We start from the raw sequence: 14,852 nt of genomic DNA, 5'->3' as shown, positions 1-14,852 counted from the left end.
CCGTTTTTCAAGTACTCATTCAACGTTTCGACAGGCGCAAGTGGATGCCGTTCTTGCCCCGCAGCGTCAGGCGCATGATCGGCACGGGTCTTTCGGGTCCGGGTTCCAGCCGGTAGGCCCCGACCAGGGCCGAGAGGATCAGCGGCCCCTCGATCATCGCGAAGCCGGCGCCCGGGCAGGCGCGCGGGCCGGCCGAGAAGGGGATGAAGGCGTCGCGCTGGCAGGCCTTGCCGTTCTCGGTCTCCCAGCGGCCGGGGTCGAACCGGTCGGGATTGTCCCATAGCCGTTCATGGCGGTGCAGGTGCCAGGGCGACAGCACCAGCTGCGCGCCTTGGGGGGCCTTGCGGCCGCGCAGGCTCTCGGCCCGGGCGCATTGCCGCACGGTCATGGCGACGGGCGGGTAGAGCCGCAGCGCCTCGCGGAAGACGGCGCGGGCCAGCGGCAGGTTGCGGACCGTGCCGAAATCGGCGGCGAGGTTCTGCCGCGCCTCCTTGGCCAGCCGGTCCTGACAGTCCGGGCTTTCCGCCAGCAGGTAAAGCGCCCAGGCCAGGGCCGAGGCGCCGGTCTCGTGGCCGGCGAGGAAGAAGGTCGCGACCTCGTCGATCATCTCGGCTTCGCTGAAGGTCCGGCCGGTCTGCGGGTCGGGGGTGGTCATGATCTTGGTGGCGAGGTCTGGCGGCGCGGTGCCGGCGGCGATCTCGGCGGCGCGGGCCGCGACCAGCTGGCGGATCAGGCCGCGGATGCGGCGCGCCGTCTCGCGCACCCGGCGGGTGTGCAGCCGCGCCCAGCGGGGCAGGGCCATCAGCCCGCCCAGGTTGACCATCGGCTGCGCCTCCTGATGCTCGCGGAAGGCTTGGAAGACCTGGGCGGCGGTCGCATCCTCGATCGGGATCGAGAACAGGGTGCGGAAGATCACGTCGGCGGCGACATGGCTGGTCTGGGGTTCGATGTCGATCTCGGTCCCGTTGGCCAGCGGCGCCAGCCGGGCCACGCCGGCCTGGGCCGCATCCCACATCGCCGGGAAGGCCTCGCGCAGCCTTCCGCCCTCGAAGGCGGGGTCGATGATGCGGCGCTGGCGCAGCCAGGTCTCGCCGTTCGAGATGAAGCTGGAATTGCCGAGCAGCGGCTGCAGCCCCGCCGCCATGCGCGGCGATTTCGGGAAGTCCATCGGCCGCTTCTTCAGGATCAGCTCGACCAGCGCCGGATCGTTGCAGGTGAAGCTGTGGATGAAGGGGCCGCGGAACTCGGCCATCCAGGCGCGATAGAGCCGGTCGGATTGCGCCGACAGGATGTCGCGCCGGAAGTCGCGGATGAAGCGCCAGACCGAACCGCGGCCCTGCCGCGCCGGGGGCTTGGGCGGGATCATGTCATCGTCCAGCGGTTCACGGCCCGCGCGATCCGGCCCGGCGAATGGCCGCGCCCGGCGAAGCGCCGGCCAAGCGTCAAGGGCCCGGCAGTGATGGCGAAATAGTCGTAATCGCCCGGCCGGTCGAAGGCGCAGAGATACTGGAAATGCAGCCGGAACCAGCGCCCGCGCAGCGCGCGCCGCTTTTCGGGAGAGAGCGTGCGGGTGAAGGCGGCGGAAAGCACCAGCGGATGGCGGCGATCCGGCGGCTCGACGCCCGAGACCGCGACCGGATCGCAGAGGCCGAACGAGCAGGCATCGCCCGGCGCGGTGACGTCTACCCAGTCCAGTTCCTCGCGCGCCGAGAGAAAGCGCAGGTCGGCGCGCAGCCGGTTCGCGCGCGGCAGGAACGACGCCATCGGCACGACATGGCCCAGCGAGAGATAGGAGAGGCGGGGCCCTGACGCCGGCACCCGGCCCGAGCGGATCAGGTCCGCCAGCACCGAGACGCCCAGATAGGCGCCCGAGCTGTGGCCGACCACCAGCACCTCGTCCCAGTCGCCCGCCAGCACCTCGGCGATGCGGTCGGCGAATTGCGCCAGCCGCGCCTCGAGCGCCGGGGGATAGGCGCCTTGTCCCTGGGCGGTGAAGGCATAGTCATGCATCAGATACCAGGCGAAGATCTTGCCGTCGATGCGCCGCCACAGATGCAGCCCGGCCCAGGTCAGCCCCAGCATGACAGGCCCGCCCAGCCACCAGCCGAGCCCGGTCAGTCGCCCCAGCGCCCAGCCGATCAGCGCCCCGGCCAGCGCCGAGACCAGCAGCTGCGCCAGCAGCACAACCACCGGGTAGAGCGCCGCGATCACCGGGCCGCGACGCAGCCGCATCAGCCGGAACAGCGCCCCCGAGCCGATATAGGCCCAGGCGGTGCGGAACAGCTGGCCATAGGTCGCGAGGATGCCCTGGCCCATCGAGCCCTGCACGATGTCGGCCCAGACCAGCACCTCGAACTCGGCCTCGGCCTGCCGGCCGGCGAAATCGCCCAGGACGCCCCAGCCGAAGCCGTTGCGGTCGCGGCGCGGGCCGAAGGTCAGCCCGTAGCCCGAGATGCGTGCCTGTTCTGCCCCCTCGCGCTTGTAAAGCTCGCGATAGCGGCGGGGCGGGATCGGGTCATAGCCCGGGATGTAGAGCACGCGGCGGCGAAAGGGGCGGGTCATGAAATAAACGCTTGCTTGCGCAGGCAGAATAGCCCATCCGCGCGGGCCCGCAAGTCAGGCCGCGCCCCAGCGCGCCTCGAGCTTCTCGATGGCGGCGATGCGCGCCTCGGCCGGGGGGTGCGAGAGCAGCCAGGCCGGTGCGCCCGCCCGGCCCCCGCCCGCCAGCCGGTCCAGCTTGCGAAACAGGCTTTTCTGCGGCGCGGTGCCCAGCCCGGCCTTGACCATCAGCGCGCTGGCGAAGGCGTCGGCCTCGAACTCGTCCTGGCGCGACAGCCGGGCGGCGATGGCGCTGGCGGCGATATTGGCGATCCAGACGCCGATGCCGGGCAGGAAGCGGCCCAGCACGCCCGCCAGCACCATGCGCACCACGTTCTGGCCGGCGAAATCCACCATGCGGCGACGGGTATGGCCGTGGGCGACATGGCCCAGCTCATGCGCGATGACCGATGCCAGCTCGGCCTCGGTCACCTCGCCACGGTCCAGCCGGTCGAGGAAGCCGCGGGTCAGGAAGATGCGGCCGTCGGGTGCGGCCAGCCCGTTCACATGGCCGACCTCGTAGACATGGGCCCGCACCTCGGGCAGGTCCATGGCCCGGCCCAGCCGCTCCAGCATCGGCAGCAGCCGGGGATGGCGCAGCGGCGTGGACTTGGCGTTCAGCTCGGCCTTCAGCCGCCATGCGGAAAAGAACCACATCGCGGCGGCATAAAGCAGGATCAGCAGGATCGGCGTGAGCTTCAGCATGCCGCCAATATGGGGGGTGTGGCGGGATCAGCCAAGGAGGCGCATGGCCTGGGTCAGCCCCTCCAGCGTCAGGGGCTGCATGCGGTCCTCGAAGATCTCGCGGATCATGGCGATGGACCGGGTATGGCCCCAATGCGCGCGCGGCACCGGGTTCAGCCAGACATGGTCGGGCCAGGTCTCGCGCAGGCGGCGCAGCCAGGTCTCGCCCGATTCGGGGTTCCAATGCTCGTTGGCGCCGCCGGGGATGGCGATCTCATAGGGCGACATCGAGGCGTCGCCGACGAAGATCGCCTTGTAGTCGCGGCCGAAGCGGTTGATGACCTCCCAGGTCGGCGTCGTCTCGGTCCAGCGGCGGCGGTTGTCCTTCCACAGTGCTTCATAGACGCAGTTGTGGAAATAGAAATGCTCCAGGTGCTTGAACTCGGCGCGGGCGGCCGAGAACAGCTCGTCCACCAGCCGGGAATGGTCGTCCATGCTGCCGCCGGCATCCAGGAACAGCAGCACCTTCACGGCATTGTGTCGCTCGGGCCGGGTCTGCACGTCGATATAGCCGTGCTCGGCGCTGGCGCGGATGGTGCCGGGCAGGTCCAGCTCCTCCAGCGCACCGTGGCGGGCCCATTGCCGCAGCCGCTTCAGCGCCACCTTGATGTTGCGGGTGCCAAGCTCGACCGAATCGTCGAAATCGCGGAATTCGCGCTTGTCCCAGACCTTGACCGCGCGGCGGTGGCGGCTCTCGTGCTGGCCGATCCGCACGCCCTCCGGGTTGTAGCCATAGGCGCCGAAGGGCGAGGTGCCGGCGGTGCCGATCCACTTGTTGCCGCCCTGGTGGCGGCCCTGCTGCTCGGCCAGCCGTTCGCGCAGGCGCTTCATCAGCTCCTCGAAACTGCCGGCGCCCTCGACCGCGGCGCGCTCCTCGGGCGTCAAGAGCTTCTCGGCCAGCTTTTCCAGCCATTCGCGCGGGATCGAGACCTCGTTCACCAGCGCCTCGACGGGGATCTCGTCAAGGCCCGAGAAGGCTTCGGCAAAGGCGCGGTCGAACCGGTCGATATGCGCCTCGTTCTTGACCAGGGTGGCGCGGGCGAGGTGATAGAAGCCCTCGGGCGTCCAGTCCGACAGCCCGGCCTGCAGCCCCGCGAGCAGGTCCAGGTATTCCCGCAGGCTGGCCGGCACCCCATGGCGGCGCAGACTGTCGAGGAAGGGCCGGAACATCAGCCCATCCGGCTGAGGAATATGGTGAGGAATATCCCCAGCACGGTCAGCGCCAGGGCATGGGCGGCGGCATATTGCAGCTTGTCGGCGCGGCTGCCGCCGGCTTTCGCGGCGCGCATCCAGCCGATCGCTGCGCCAAGGATGAATGCGGCGATCACGATCATGGGGCAGGGCATAGCCCGCCCCCGCGCCCCTGTCGAGGGGCAGGCCCCTGAACGCCCCCCTTGAAGGCGTGGCGGGCGCAGGTTACTTTCGGACCAACTTGTTATCGGAGGGCGTGACCATGGCGCCCAGGCGTCCTGCGGGTGCGGACGCGTTCCCGAGAAAAACGGTCGAGCCTTTCGCCACCCGCCCGGCCGAGGACGGGCTGCTCTATGCGGCCTTGGATCTTGGCACGAACAGCTGCCGGATGCTGATTGCCCGCCCCGCGGGCAGCCAGTTCCAGGTGGTCGACAGTTTCTCGAAGCCGGTCCAGCTGGGCCACGGCCTCGAGGCATCAGGCAGGCTGTCGCGTCCCTCGATGGCGCGGACGGTGCATGCCCTGCAGGTGTGCCGGCGCAAGCTCGAGGCGCACAAGGTCACGCGCATGCGCCTGGTCGCGACCGAGGCTTGCCGGCGGGCGCGCAACAGCCGCGACTTCCTGCGCATGATCCGGCGCGAGACCGGGCTGCCGGTCGAGATCATCGACGCCGAGGAGGAGGCGCGGCTGGCGGTGATCTCCTGCGCGCCGCTGGTCAGCCAGCGCACCGAGCAATTGCTGGTCGTCGATATCGGCGGCGGCTCGACCGAGCTGGTCTGGATCGACCTCGAGGATGTCGAGCCCAAGGAACGGTCGCGCGCCATCATGCGGCTGGGCGACGGCTTTCGCGATCCCCTGCCGGGCGGGGCGCGGGTGGTGGATTGGATCAGCGTGCCGCTGGGCGTCGCCACGTTGCGCGACCAGTTCGAGGATGTCGAGGACGATCAGGGCCGCTTCGCGCTGATGTCCTGGCATTTCGAGGAGATGCTGGCGGATTTCACGCCCTATTCCCTGGCCCAGACCATGGAGGAAGGCTTCCAGATCATCGGCACCTCGGGCACGGTGACGACGGTGGCGGCCAGCCATCTGGGCCTGCGCCGCTATGACCGGACCAAGGTGGACGGGCTGACCATGACCTCGGCGCAGATCGACCGGGTGATCCGCGACTACCTGGCGCTTGGACCCGAGGGGCGGCGCGCCGATCCCCGCATCGGGCGCGAGCGCCACGCGCTGATCATGTCGGGCGCCGCGATCCTGCAGACGCTGATGCGGGTCTGGCCGACGACGCGGCTGTCGGTCGCGGATCGCGGCCTGCGCGAGGGGCTGCTTTATGCGCAGATGGTCAAGGACGGGGTGCTGGCCCCGGATGGCATGAACGGGGTGGCATGAGATGAGCGACGACAAGAAGCCGGGTTCGGGACGCAAGAGCTCGGGCCGCGGCCAGCGCGACCTGCGGGTGCGGGTGAAATCGGCCAAGGGGCGCAAGCTGTCGAGCACGCTCTGGCTGGAGCGGCAGCTGAACGATCCCTATGTCGCGAGGGCGAAGCGCGAGGGCTATCGCGGCCGCGCCGCCTACAAGATCCTGGAGCTGGACGACAAGTATCGCTTCCTGGTGCCGGGCGCGCGGGTGGTCGATCTGGGCTGCGCGCCCGGCGGCTGGTGCCAGGTGGCGGTGGCGCGCGTCAACGCGCTTGGCGAGAAGCCCGGCAAGAAGGTCGGCAGGGTGCTGGGCGTGGACCTGCAGGAGGTGGATCCCATCGCCGGGGCCGAGATCCATCAGCTGGACTTCCTGTCGGACGGCGCGGACGAGCAGGTCAAGGCCTGGCTGGGCGGGCGCGCCGATGTGGTGATGTCGGACATGGCGGCGGCCTCGTCCGGGCACAAGGGCACCGACCACCTGCGCATCGTGGCGCTGGTCGAGGCGGCGGCGCAGCTGGCCTTCGACGTGCTGGAGCCGGGCGGCACCTTCGTCGCCAAGGTGCTGGCGGGCGGGGCCGAGACCGAGATGCAGGCCATGCTCAAGCGCAATTTCCGCAAGGTGGCGAATGTGAAACCGCCGGCCAGCCGCTCGGATTCCTCGGAGAAATTCGTGGTGGCGCAAGGGTTCCGGGGCCGGGGGGACGAGGCTGCCCCAGAGGGCGGGCCGGCTGATCCGGACTGAGGCGGCTGTGCCGCGCCGCGAGATTCGCGGAGGCGCGGGGTTCGAGCACGGCGGCGCCGGATATGGCGTCGTCCAAGGCAACAGGCCGGGGGATCCGGTCTGAGTGTCCGGCGCGTGCCGAAGCGGCCCCGCAACGGATCGAAGCGGCAGGCATCCCCCGCGGCCGGGGGCGGGCTTGTCCGTTCCGCGCCGGCAAGCCAGGCAGCCGACAATCGTGGCACTGGCAGGGTTCATCAAGGCGGGGAAAGGCCGGGCTGGACAAGCCGGTTCGCCTGACTCCACCGCTCCGGCTTCGGCAGGTTTGCGCGGCTTGCGGTGCGGCTTCGGGCGCGACGCGCTCTTTGGCGCATGGGCCCCGTGCCGCGTTCCGTGCTGCACGCCGGCGGGCGACCGTGATGGCGCAGCGGCCCCGGGATGGCGGAGAGGCGGTTCCGAACCTTTCGGCCCCATCAGCCGGGATCGCCGGGCGGGACGCCGCGGGCGTCCCGCATCAGCGCGCGATAGGCTTCGGGCGTGCGGCCGGTCGCGGCCTGGAAGGCGCGCATGAAATGGCCAAGCCCGGCATAGCCCAGCTCCTCGGCGATCTCGGGGATCGGCTTGGCGCTGGCGCGCAGCGCCTCGGTCGCGGCTTGCAGCCGCAGGTCGTAGAGCAGGTCCAGCGCGCCGCGCCCCCGGCTCTGGCGGCAGGCGCGGTCCAGATGCGCCTGCGTGCAGCCCAGCCGCCCGGCCATTTCCGCGATGGTCTGGCTGCGGTCGAGCTCTTGCCGGGCGAGTTGCAGGAAGCGTTCGGTCAGCGGCCGCGCCTCGGCGATGCTGTCGCCGCGCGGTTCGGGCCGGCCCGGCCGGTCCTCAAGCCGGGACAGCGCCACCGCGATCAGGCCCAGTTGATGGCGCGTCGCCTCGTCGCCCCCGGGATGGCGCGCCGCTCCCTCGGCCAGGGCGAGGATGGCGGGGCCCAGAATCCCGGCATCCTCGGGCGCGGGCAGGCCGCAGCGAAAGCCCCGGGGCAGAGGCTGGTCGCGGAACCAGTCGGGCGGGATCAGCAGCGCCTGGCCCGCGACATCCGGCGGCGGCTTCAGCGAAAAGGCGGTGCCGGCGGGAATGAAGGCCAGGCGCCCGCCGGTGACGGGGCGGTTGTGGCGCGGAAACTGCACCGTGACCATGCCCGAGCCGGGCCGGATCAGCACATGATCGCCGCGGACGCGCGGGGCGGGCGGGGCGGTCCGGCTGCGCGTGGCGCCGCCCCAATGGAAGCCGGAAAGCGGAATCAGCCGCAAGCCGTCGCCGGGCCGGCCCCGGGGCAGGGCGCGCGGAGCAGGCCGGTCCGGCGCGGCCTCGGTCGTGCCGGCGACGGTCGGGGCCAGGACCGAGGGCCTTTGCGCCTGCGCCGCCGCCGGCTGCGATTCGCGCTGCAACCGGGGGTCGTGCTCGGCCGGTTCCATGATCCCCGGCGCGGTGATGCCGGCCGCCAGCAGCCGGGCCGCCGCGGGATCGGAATCGGTGCTGTCGAAGGCGCGAAAGGCTTTGTTCATAAGGGCGCGGCTTTCAGCAAATCCATAAACACAACCTAGACTCCGGGCGCGGGTTCCCGAAGCGTTTACACAGCTTATGGTTGCCAAAAGTTTAATATGTCTCTTTTTCGTGACGGCTCAGCGGCCGGTCTCGATCCAGCGCCAGTCGCGCATCCGGCCGCGAAAGAAGCTGCGCTGCGCCTTGGCATATTGCCGGGTGGCGGTGATCGCCCGCTCTGCCGCCTCGTCGAGGTCGAGCGCGCCTTGCAGATGCGCCACCAGCTCGGGCGCGCCGATGGCCTTGGCCCAGAGCGCGTCGGGGGTCCAATGCGGCAGCATCGCCCGCACCTCCTCCAGCGCGCCCTGGTCGAGCATCAGGCGAAAGCGCCGGGCGATGCGCCCGGCCAGCCAGTCGCGGTCGGATTGCAGCACCAGCCGATGCGCGGCGTCAGGCGCGATCAGTGGCGGCGGCGTTTCCGCCTGCCATGCGGCGATGCCGCGGCCCGTGGTCCTGAGCACCTCCCAGGCGCGCTGCACGCGCACCGGGTTCTGCAGGTCGATGCGCGCGCGGGTCGGCGAATCGAGCCCGGCGATCATCTGCGCCAGCCCGTCGGGTTCGCGCAGAAGCGCGTCGGCGCGGGCGCGGATCTCGGGCGGGGTGGGCGGGATGACGGCCAGCCCGCGGGTCAGCGCGTTCAGGTATAGGCCTGTGCCGCCGACCACGATCAGCCGGCCGCGCAGCGCCGCGACCTCGGCCAGCCATTCGCCCACGGAATAAAGCCGCCCCGGCGCGACATGGCCGTAGAGCGCATGCGGCGCGCGGGCCTCGTCCTCGGCCGGCGGACGCGCGGTCAGCACCCGCCAGCAGGACCAGACCTGCAGCGCATCGGCATTGACCACGGTGCCGCCCTGCGTCTCGGCGATCTGCAGCGCCAGCGCGGATTTGCCGCTGGCGGTCGGCCCGGCGATCAGCACATGACGCGCGGGATCGAGCTCGGCCAGGATCTGGTGACGCAGGGTCATTTCGGCATCCGTCGGCGGCGGTTGAACATGGGGCCTGTTTGCGACATTTTGCGCGCCGATGAAACTCCCGCGAAAAAGGTGAACCCATGTCGGAAAGCGCGTCCAAGACCCCCGGAAGCTATTCGCGCGTCATGCTGAAGATTTCGGGCGAGGCGCTGATGGGCGACCAGGGCTACGGCCTGCATCCGCCGACCGTCGCCCGCATCGCGCAGGAGGTCAAATCCGTCCATGACATGGGCATCGAGATCTGCATGGTCATCGGCGGCGGCAACATCTTCCGCGGGCTGCAGGGCAGCGCCCAGGGCATGGAGCGGGCGACCGCCGACTACATGGGCATGCTCGCCACGGTGATGAACGCGCTGGCCATGCAGGCGGCGCTGGAGGCGCTGAAGATCCACACCCGGGTGATCTCGGCCATCCGCATGGACGAGGTCTGCGAGCCCTATATCCGCCGCCGCGCCGTCCGCCACCTGGAAAAGAAGCGCGTCTGCATCTTCGCCGCCGGCACCGGCAACCCCTATTTCACCACCGACACCGCCGCCACCCTGCGCGCCAACGAGATGAATTGCGAGGCGATCTTCAAGGGCACCAAGGTCGACGGCGTCTATGACAAGGACCCGAACAAGTTCGCGGATGCCAAGCGCTACGAGGACGTGACCTATGACGAGGTGCTGCAGAAGCATCTGGGGGTCATGGACGCTTCGGCCATCGCGCTGGCGCGCGACAACGACCTGCCGATCATCGTCTTCTCGCTGGACGAGCCGGGCGGTTTCCGGGGGATTCTGGCCGGCAGCGGCACATATACGCGCGTGCACGGGTAAAATCCCCGTATAGGCTTTGCCATGCGGGCGTGGCTCGGCTAAAAGCCCTGAAAACCACAGCACAGAGGCCATGACCGAGCATGTCCGACGAGATCGAGATCGATACCGACGACCTGGAACGCCGCATGAAGGGCGCGATGGAATCCCTGCGCCATGAATTCGCGTCGCTGCGCACCGGCCGCGCCTCGGCCAGCATGGTCGAGCCGATCATGGTCGATGCCTATGGCTCGCCCACGCCGATCAACCAGATCGGCACGGTGAACGTGCCCGAGCCGCGCATGGTCACGATCAACATCTGGGACAAGGCGCTGGTCGGCAAGGCCGAGAAGGCGATCCGCGAATCGGGCCTGGGCATCAACCCGCAGCTCAACGGCACCATCATCATGCTGCCGATCCCCGAGCTGAACGAGGAGCGCCGGCGCGAGCTGACCCGCGTCGCCGCGCAATATGCCGAACATGCCCGCGTCGCCATCCGCAACGTGCGCCGCGACGGCATGGACCAGATCAAGAAGGCCAAGTCCTCGGGCATGTCCGAAGACGACCAGAAGTTCTGGGAAACCGCGGTGCAGGAGCTGACCGACAAGATGATCGCCTCGGTCGACCAGGCGCTCGAGGCGAAGCAAGCCGAAATCATGCAGGTCTGATCGCATGGCCGAGATCGCAGCCAGCCTGGCGAAGTCCGAGGGACAGGGACAGCGGCCCCGTCACGTCGCCATCATCATGGATGGCAACGGCCGCTGGGCCAAGAACCGGGGCTGGCCGCGCCTCGTCGGCCATCGGCGCGGCGCCGAGCGCGTCAAGCAGATCGTCCGCGCCTGCCCCGATCTCGGGGTGAACTGGCTGACGGTCTATGCCTTCTCGACCGAGAACTGGAAACGCTCGACCGAGGAGGTGCTGGGCCTGATGGCCATCTTCGCCCGCTATATCGAGCGCGAGGCCGACGGGCTTTCCGCCGAGGGCGTGCGCATGCGCTTCATCGGCGGGCGCGAGCGGCTGGAGCCCAAGCTGCAGCGGCTGATGAACGGGATCGAGGCGCGCACCGCCGGCAACACCCGGCTGAACCTGACCGTGGCGATCAATTACGGCGGCCGGGACGAGCTGACCCGGGCGGCAGCGCGGCTGGCGGCCCGCATCGCCCGCGGCGAGATCGCCGAGCCGACCGAGGCCGATCTGGCCGATTGCCTGGACACCGCCGGCCATCCCGATCCCGATCTGGTGATCCGCACCTCGGGCGAGACCCGGACCTCGAATTTCCTGCCCTTCCAGGCCGCCTATTCGGAATATGAGTTCACGCCGACGCTCTGGCCGGATTTCACGCCCGACCACCTGGCCGAGATCCTGGACCGCTACGGGCTGCGCGAGCGGCGCTTCGGCGGCGCATGAGCGGCAAGGGGCCACAGCCGGGCCGGTTGCGCGGCGCCCTGCAGCGCGGGCGCGACAAATGGGCCGACCTCTGGCCGCGCGTCCTGTCGGGCGCGGTGCTGGCGGTGCTGGGGCTCTTGCTGCTGCTGTCCTCGGGGCTGTGGATCCGGCTGGGCGTCTCGGCCGTCATCGGCGTGATGATGTGGGAGCTGGCGCGGCTGACCGGCTGGCGCCACCCCGAGTTCCACAGCCCGCGCCATCCGGTGCTGATCGGCATCTTGTCGGGGCTGGTGATGGTGGCGATGCTGGTGTTGCCCGGCGACTGGCCCCTGGCGCTGGCGCTGGTGCCGATGCTGGCCGGCTGGCACGGCACGCATGAGCACGAGCGGCCGGCCTATCTGCTGTTCACCCTGGCGATCCTGGGCTCGGGCTATGCGCTGGTGGTGATCCGCGAGGTGATGGGCCTGCCCACCCTGGCCTGGATCGTCGGCACCGTGGTGCTGTCCGACCTGCTGGGCTATTTCGCCGGCCGCAAGCTGGGCGGGCCGCGCTTCTGGCCGGCGATCAGCCCCAAGAAGACCTGGAGCGGCACCGTGGCCGGCTGGGCCGGCGCGCTGGCTCTGGCTCTGACGCTGGTGCTGGCCGGGCAGGCGCCCTGGCCGGTGCTGATCCTCGGTCCGCTGATCGCGGTGGCCGGGCAGTTCGGCGACATCGCGGAAAGCTGGCTCAAGCGCCGGGTCGGGGTCAAGGACAGTTCCGAGCTGATCCCCGGCCATGGCGGCGCCATGGACCGGTTCGACGCCATGGCGGGGGCGCTGCTGGTGGCGCTGGTTCTGCTGGTCGTCAATCTCTTGCCAGTGATCGGAGGCTGAGACGATGCGCAGCATATCGGTGCTGGGCGCGACCGGGTCGGTCGGCGAAAGCGCGTTCGATCTGTTGATGCGGGCCGGCGGGCCGGAGCGATTCCGCACCATCGCCCTGACCGGCGGCGGCAATGTCGCGCGCCTGGCCCAGATGGCTCGGGCGCTGCGGGCCGGGATCGCTGTCACCGCCTGGCCGGAATGCCTGCCCGCGCTGCGCGCGGCGCTGGCCGGCAGCGGCATCGAGGCCGCGGCCGGGGCCGACGCCGTCGCCGAGGCGGCCGCCCGTCCGGCCGACTGGACGCTGTCCGCCATCGTCGGCGCGGCGGGCCTGCCGCCGGGGCTGGAGGTGCTCAAGCGCGGCGGCACGCTGGCGCTCGCCAACAAGGAAACCCTGGTCGCCGCCGGGCCGCTGGTTATGGCCCGCGCCCGCGAGACCGGCGCGCGGATCCTGCCGGTCGATTCCGAACATTCCGCGATCTTTCAGGCGCTTCAGGGCGAAGATCTCGATTCCGTCGAGCATGTGACCATCACCGCTTCGGGCGGCGCCTTCCGCGACTGGCCGCTGGAGCGGCTGGCGCAGGCCACGGTGGCCGAGGCCAGCCGGCATCCGAACTGGGACATGGGCCAACGCATCACCATCGACAGCGCCAGCATGTTCAACAAGGCGCTGGAGGTCATCGAGGCACATGAATTCTTCGGCCTCGGCATTGACCGGCTGCGGGTGCTGGTGCATCCGCAATCGATCATCCACGCCATGGTCACGCATCGCGACGGCGGCAGCATCGCGCATCTGGGGGCGCCGGACATGCGCCACGCCATCGGCTATGCGCTGAACTGGCCGGCGCGCGCCGCCCTGCCGGTGCCGGCGCTGGATCTGGCGGCGCTCGGCAGCCTGACCTTTGCCGAGCCGGACGAGGCGCGCTGGCCGGCGCTGCGCCTGGCGCGCGAGGCGATCACCGCCGGCGGCGCTGCCGGTGCGGTGCTGAACGCCGCCAAGGAGCAGGCGCTGGACGACTTCATCGCCGGCCGCATCCGCTTTACCGACATGGCCCCGGCGGTCGAGCACGCGCTGGAACAGGCCGCGCGCGAGCCCGGCTTCGCCCGAAGCCCGCGCGATCTCGGCGAGGTGCTGCACTGGGACGGTTTCGCCCGGCGGGCGGCGGCGCAATGGCAGGGGGCGGCATGAGCGTGGCTCTGGACATGATGGGCGGCTTCCTGTGGACGGCGGCGGCCTTCATCGTGGCGCTGTCGGTCATCGTCACCGTGCACGAATACGGCCATTACATCATCGGCCGGCTCTGCGGCATCAAGGCCGAGGTGTTTTCGCTGGGCTTCGGGCCCCGGCTCGCCGCGCGGCGCGACCGGCACGGCACGGTCTGGCAGGTGGCGGCGATCCCGCTGGGCGGCTATGTGCGCTTTCTGGGCGATGCCGATGCGGCCAGCGCCGGCTCGGTGCCGGTCGAACCGGCCCGCGCGCGCCAGAGCCTGACCGGCGCGCCGCTCTGGGCGCGCTTCGCCACCGTGGCGGCGGGGCCGGCGTTCAACTTCGCCCTGTCGATCCTGGTCTTTGCCGGCATGGCGATCTGGCAGGGCCTGCCGGTCGACGAGGTCGAGGTCGGCCGCCTGCACCCGACCCCTCCGGGGGTCGAGATGCAGCTGCAACCCGGCGACCGCATCCTGGCGCTGGACGGCCGGCCGGTCGCGAGCTGGCGCGATCTGGGCGCGGCGGCGGCCGAGCTGCCCTCGCAGCCCGTCCATGACTGGACCGTGCTGCGCGACGGCGCCGAAATCACCGTGCCCGGCCCCGATCCCATGCCGCCGCTGGTCACCGGCATCGCGCCGCGCAGCCCGGCGGCCTCGGCGGGGCTGAAGCCGGGCGACGTGATCCTGGCCATCGACGGCGCGCCGGTCTCGCGCTTCGACGAGCTGCGGGCGCATGTGGCCGAGGCCGAGGGCCGGCCGGTGCTGCTGAAGGTCTGGCGCGAGGGCGAGGGCGTGGCCGATTATACCCTGGCCGCGCGCGAGCAGGACCTGCCCACGGATGACGGCTATACCCGGCGCTGGCTGATCGGCGTGACCGGCGGCGGCACCTATTTCGAGCCGGCGACCCGTCCGGCCGGCCTGGCCGAGGCGCTGGGGATCGGCGCCGCGCGCACCTGGGACATCATCGCCTCGTCGGTCTCGGGGCTCTGGGCGATGATCAGCGGGCAGATCGGCAGCTGCAACCTCGGCGGCGCCATCTCGATCGCCGAGACCACGGGGCAGGCGGCCTCGGCGGGCGGCGGCAATTTCATCTGGTGGATCGCGGTGCTGTCGGCTGCCATCGGTTTCCTGAACCTGCTGCCGGTGCCGGTGCTGGATGGCGGGCACCTGATGTTCTATCTCTACGAGGCGGTGGCGGGCCGGCGGCCGTCGGACCGGGTGATGGACATCCTGTCGGCTCTGGGGCTGGCGGCGGTGCTGTCGCTGATGGTTCTGGGCCTCACCAACGATCTTTTCTGCCCCTGACCGGCCCTGACCTTTTGACAGTCCCGCCCGCTTCGCTGTATCCATCGGGGCAAATCCGGTGGGGCCAACCCG

Annotated in this window: 15 protein-coding genes; 8 read left to right on the top strand and 7 right to left on the bottom strand. The window is 70.5% G+C overall.

All coding sequences use genetic code 11. The annotated features are described in order from the left end of the window. Positions 1-19 precede the first annotated feature (19 nt). Genes LOS78_RS04980 through LOS78_RS04960 form a run of 5 tightly spaced genes read right to left on the bottom strand, consistent with a single transcriptional unit; the run spans position 20 to position 4,688 of the window. Positions 20-1,366, bottom strand: coding sequence for a cytochrome P450 (locus tag LOS78_RS04980; protein WP_230375897.1), 1,347 nt, complete (start codon positions 1,364-1,366; stop codon positions 20-22). After that, positions 1,363-2,562 (bottom strand): hypothetical protein, encoded by a 1,200-nt coding sequence (locus LOS78_RS04975; protein WP_230375895.1) that lies wholly within the window; start codon positions 2,560-2,562, stop codon positions 1,363-1,365. Before LOS78_RS04975 ends, LOS78_RS04980 begins: the two co-directional genes overlap by 4 nt. Before the next feature lie 54 nt (positions 2,563-2,616). Next, positions 2,617-3,303 (bottom strand): M48 family metallopeptidase, encoded by a 687-nt coding sequence (locus LOS78_RS04970; protein ID WP_028711260.1) that lies wholly within the window; start codon positions 3,301-3,303, stop codon positions 2,617-2,619. Positions 3,304-3,330: 27 nt separating this feature from the next. Continuing rightward, positions 3,331-4,512, bottom strand: coding sequence for a VWA domain-containing protein (locus tag LOS78_RS04965; RefSeq protein WP_230375893.1), 1,182 nt, complete (start codon positions 4,510-4,512; stop codon positions 3,331-3,333). Then, on the bottom strand, positions 4,512-4,688 hold the full coding sequence (locus LOS78_RS04960) for a hypothetical protein (RefSeq protein ID WP_156929398.1): 177 nt from the start codon (positions 4,686-4,688) through the stop codon (positions 4,512-4,514). The genes LOS78_RS04965 and LOS78_RS04960 overlap by 1 nt, the downstream gene beginning before the upstream one ends. Before the next feature lie 107 nt (positions 4,689-4,795). Here LOS78_RS04960 and LOS78_RS04955 point away from each other — a divergent pair, with 107 nt between their 5' ends. Together LOS78_RS04955 and LOS78_RS04950 are read left to right on the top strand one after the other, a co-directional pair. Next, positions 4,796-5,920, top strand: coding sequence for a Ppx/GppA phosphatase family protein (locus tag LOS78_RS04955; protein WP_230375891.1), 1,125 nt, complete (start codon positions 4,796-4,798; stop codon positions 5,918-5,920). 1 nt (position 5,921) lies between these two features. Then, positions 5,922-6,692 carry an RlmE family RNA methyltransferase gene (locus LOS78_RS04950; protein WP_028711257.1) on the top strand — a complete coding sequence of 257 codons (771 nt, stop codon included), beginning with the start codon at positions 5,922-5,924 and terminating at the stop codon, positions 6,690-6,692. A 449-nt stretch (positions 6,693-7,141) separates the two neighbouring features. On the opposite strand, the gene LOS78_RS04945 is transcribed toward LOS78_RS04950, so the two are convergent. Beyond that, on the bottom strand, positions 7,142-8,224 hold the full coding sequence (locus LOS78_RS04945) for an AraC family transcriptional regulator (protein ID WP_230375889.1): 1,083 nt from the start codon (positions 8,222-8,224) through the stop codon (positions 7,142-7,144). A gap of 117 nt (positions 8,225-8,341) precedes the next feature. Continuing rightward, positions 8,342-9,226: a tRNA (adenosine(37)-N6)-dimethylallyltransferase MiaA gene (gene miaA, locus LOS78_RS04940; RefSeq protein WP_230375887.1), complete on the bottom strand. Its 885-nt coding sequence runs from the start codon at positions 9,224-9,226 to the stop codon at positions 8,342-8,344. 86 nt (positions 9,227-9,312) lie between these two features. Between miaA and pyrH the strand changes: the two genes are divergently transcribed. The 6 genes from pyrH to rseP all read left to right on the top strand — a co-directional run bounded on the left by pyrH (position 9,313) and on the right by rseP (position 14,780). Further along, positions 9,313-10,047, top strand: coding sequence for a UMP kinase (gene pyrH, locus LOS78_RS04935; RefSeq protein ID WP_028711254.1), 735 nt, complete (start codon positions 9,313-9,315; stop codon positions 10,045-10,047). 80 nt (positions 10,048-10,127) lie between these two features. Continuing rightward, the gene (frr, locus tag LOS78_RS04930; RefSeq protein WP_024844454.1) at positions 10,128-10,691 is read left to right on the top strand and encodes a ribosome recycling factor; all 564 of its coding nucleotides are present in this window, start codon (positions 10,128-10,130) and stop codon (positions 10,689-10,691) included. Between the two features lie 4 nt (positions 10,692-10,695). Next, positions 10,696-11,430 carry a polyprenyl diphosphate synthase gene (gene uppS / locus LOS78_RS04925; RefSeq protein WP_028711253.1) on the top strand — a complete coding sequence of 245 codons (735 nt, stop codon included), beginning with the start codon at positions 10,696-10,698 and terminating at the stop codon, positions 11,428-11,430. Continuing rightward, on the top strand, positions 11,427-12,281 hold the full coding sequence (locus tag LOS78_RS04920; RefSeq protein WP_230375885.1) for a phosphatidate cytidylyltransferase: 855 nt from the start codon (positions 11,427-11,429) through the stop codon (positions 12,279-12,281). The genes uppS and LOS78_RS04920 overlap by 4 nt, the downstream gene beginning before the upstream one ends. A 4-nt stretch (positions 12,282-12,285) precedes the next feature. Beyond that, positions 12,286-13,458, top strand: coding sequence for a 1-deoxy-D-xylulose-5-phosphate reductoisomerase (gene dxr / locus LOS78_RS04915; protein WP_028716483.1), 1,173 nt, complete (start codon positions 12,286-12,288; stop codon positions 13,456-13,458). Next, positions 13,455-14,780 carry an RIP metalloprotease RseP gene (rseP, locus tag LOS78_RS04910; RefSeq protein WP_230375881.1) on the top strand — a complete coding sequence of 442 codons (1,326 nt, stop codon included), beginning with the start codon at positions 13,455-13,457 and terminating at the stop codon, positions 14,778-14,780. The genes dxr and rseP overlap by 4 nt, the downstream gene beginning before the upstream one ends. The last annotated feature ends 72 nt before the right edge of the window (positions 14,781-14,852 follow it).

Origin of the sequence: Paracoccus sp. MA (assembly GCF_020990385.1) — a bacterium.
GTDB lineage: Bacteria > Pseudomonadota > Alphaproteobacteria > Rhodobacterales > Rhodobacteraceae > Paracoccus.
The sequence above is the reverse complement of the archived record's forward strand: the minus strand, read 5'-3'. Positions and strand labels throughout refer to the sequence as shown.

Coding starts and splice junctions, on each gene's coding strand:
- LOS78_RS04980 (WP_230375897.1), bottom strand. CDS start 1,366: ATGATCCCGCCCAAGCCCCCGGCGCGGCAGGGCCGCGGTTCGGTCTGG.
- LOS78_RS04975 (WP_230375895.1), bottom strand. CDS start 2,562: ATGACCCGCCCCTTTCGCCGCCGCGTGCTCTACATCCCGGGCTATGAC.
- LOS78_RS04970 (WP_028711260.1), bottom strand. CDS start 3,303: ATGCTGAAGCTCACGCCGATCCTGCTGATCCTGCTTTATGCCGCCGCG.
- LOS78_RS04965 (WP_230375893.1), bottom strand. CDS start 4,512: ATGTTCCGGCCCTTCCTCGACAGTCTGCGCCGCCATGGGGTGCCGGCC.
- LOS78_RS04960 (WP_156929398.1), bottom strand. CDS start 4,688: ATGCCCTGCCCCATGATCGTGATCGCCGCATTCATCCTTGGCGCAGCG.
- LOS78_RS04955 (WP_230375891.1), top strand. CDS start 4,796: ATGGCGCCCAGGCGTCCTGCGGGTGCGGACGCGTTCCCGAGAAAAACG.
- LOS78_RS04950 (WP_028711257.1), top strand. CDS start 5,922: ATGAGCGACGACAAGAAGCCGGGTTCGGGACGCAAGAGCTCGGGCCGC.
- LOS78_RS04945 (WP_230375889.1), bottom strand. CDS start 8,224: ATGAACAAAGCCTTTCGCGCCTTCGACAGCACCGATTCCGATCCCGCG.
- miaA (WP_230375887.1), bottom strand. CDS start 9,226: ATGACCCTGCGTCACCAGATCCTGGCCGAGCTCGATCCCGCGCGTCAT.
- pyrH (WP_028711254.1), top strand. CDS start 9,313: ATGTCGGAAAGCGCGTCCAAGACCCCCGGAAGCTATTCGCGCGTCATG.
- frr (WP_024844454.1), top strand. CDS start 10,128: ATGTCCGACGAGATCGAGATCGATACCGACGACCTGGAACGCCGCATG.
- uppS (WP_028711253.1), top strand. CDS start 10,696: ATGGCCGAGATCGCAGCCAGCCTGGCGAAGTCCGAGGGACAGGGACAG.
- LOS78_RS04920 (WP_230375885.1), top strand. CDS start 11,427: ATGAGCGGCAAGGGGCCACAGCCGGGCCGGTTGCGCGGCGCCCTGCAG.
- dxr (WP_028716483.1), top strand. CDS start 12,286: ATGCGCAGCATATCGGTGCTGGGCGCGACCGGGTCGGTCGGCGAAAGC.
- rseP (WP_230375881.1), top strand. CDS start 13,455: ATGAGCGTGGCTCTGGACATGATGGGCGGCTTCCTGTGGACGGCGGCG.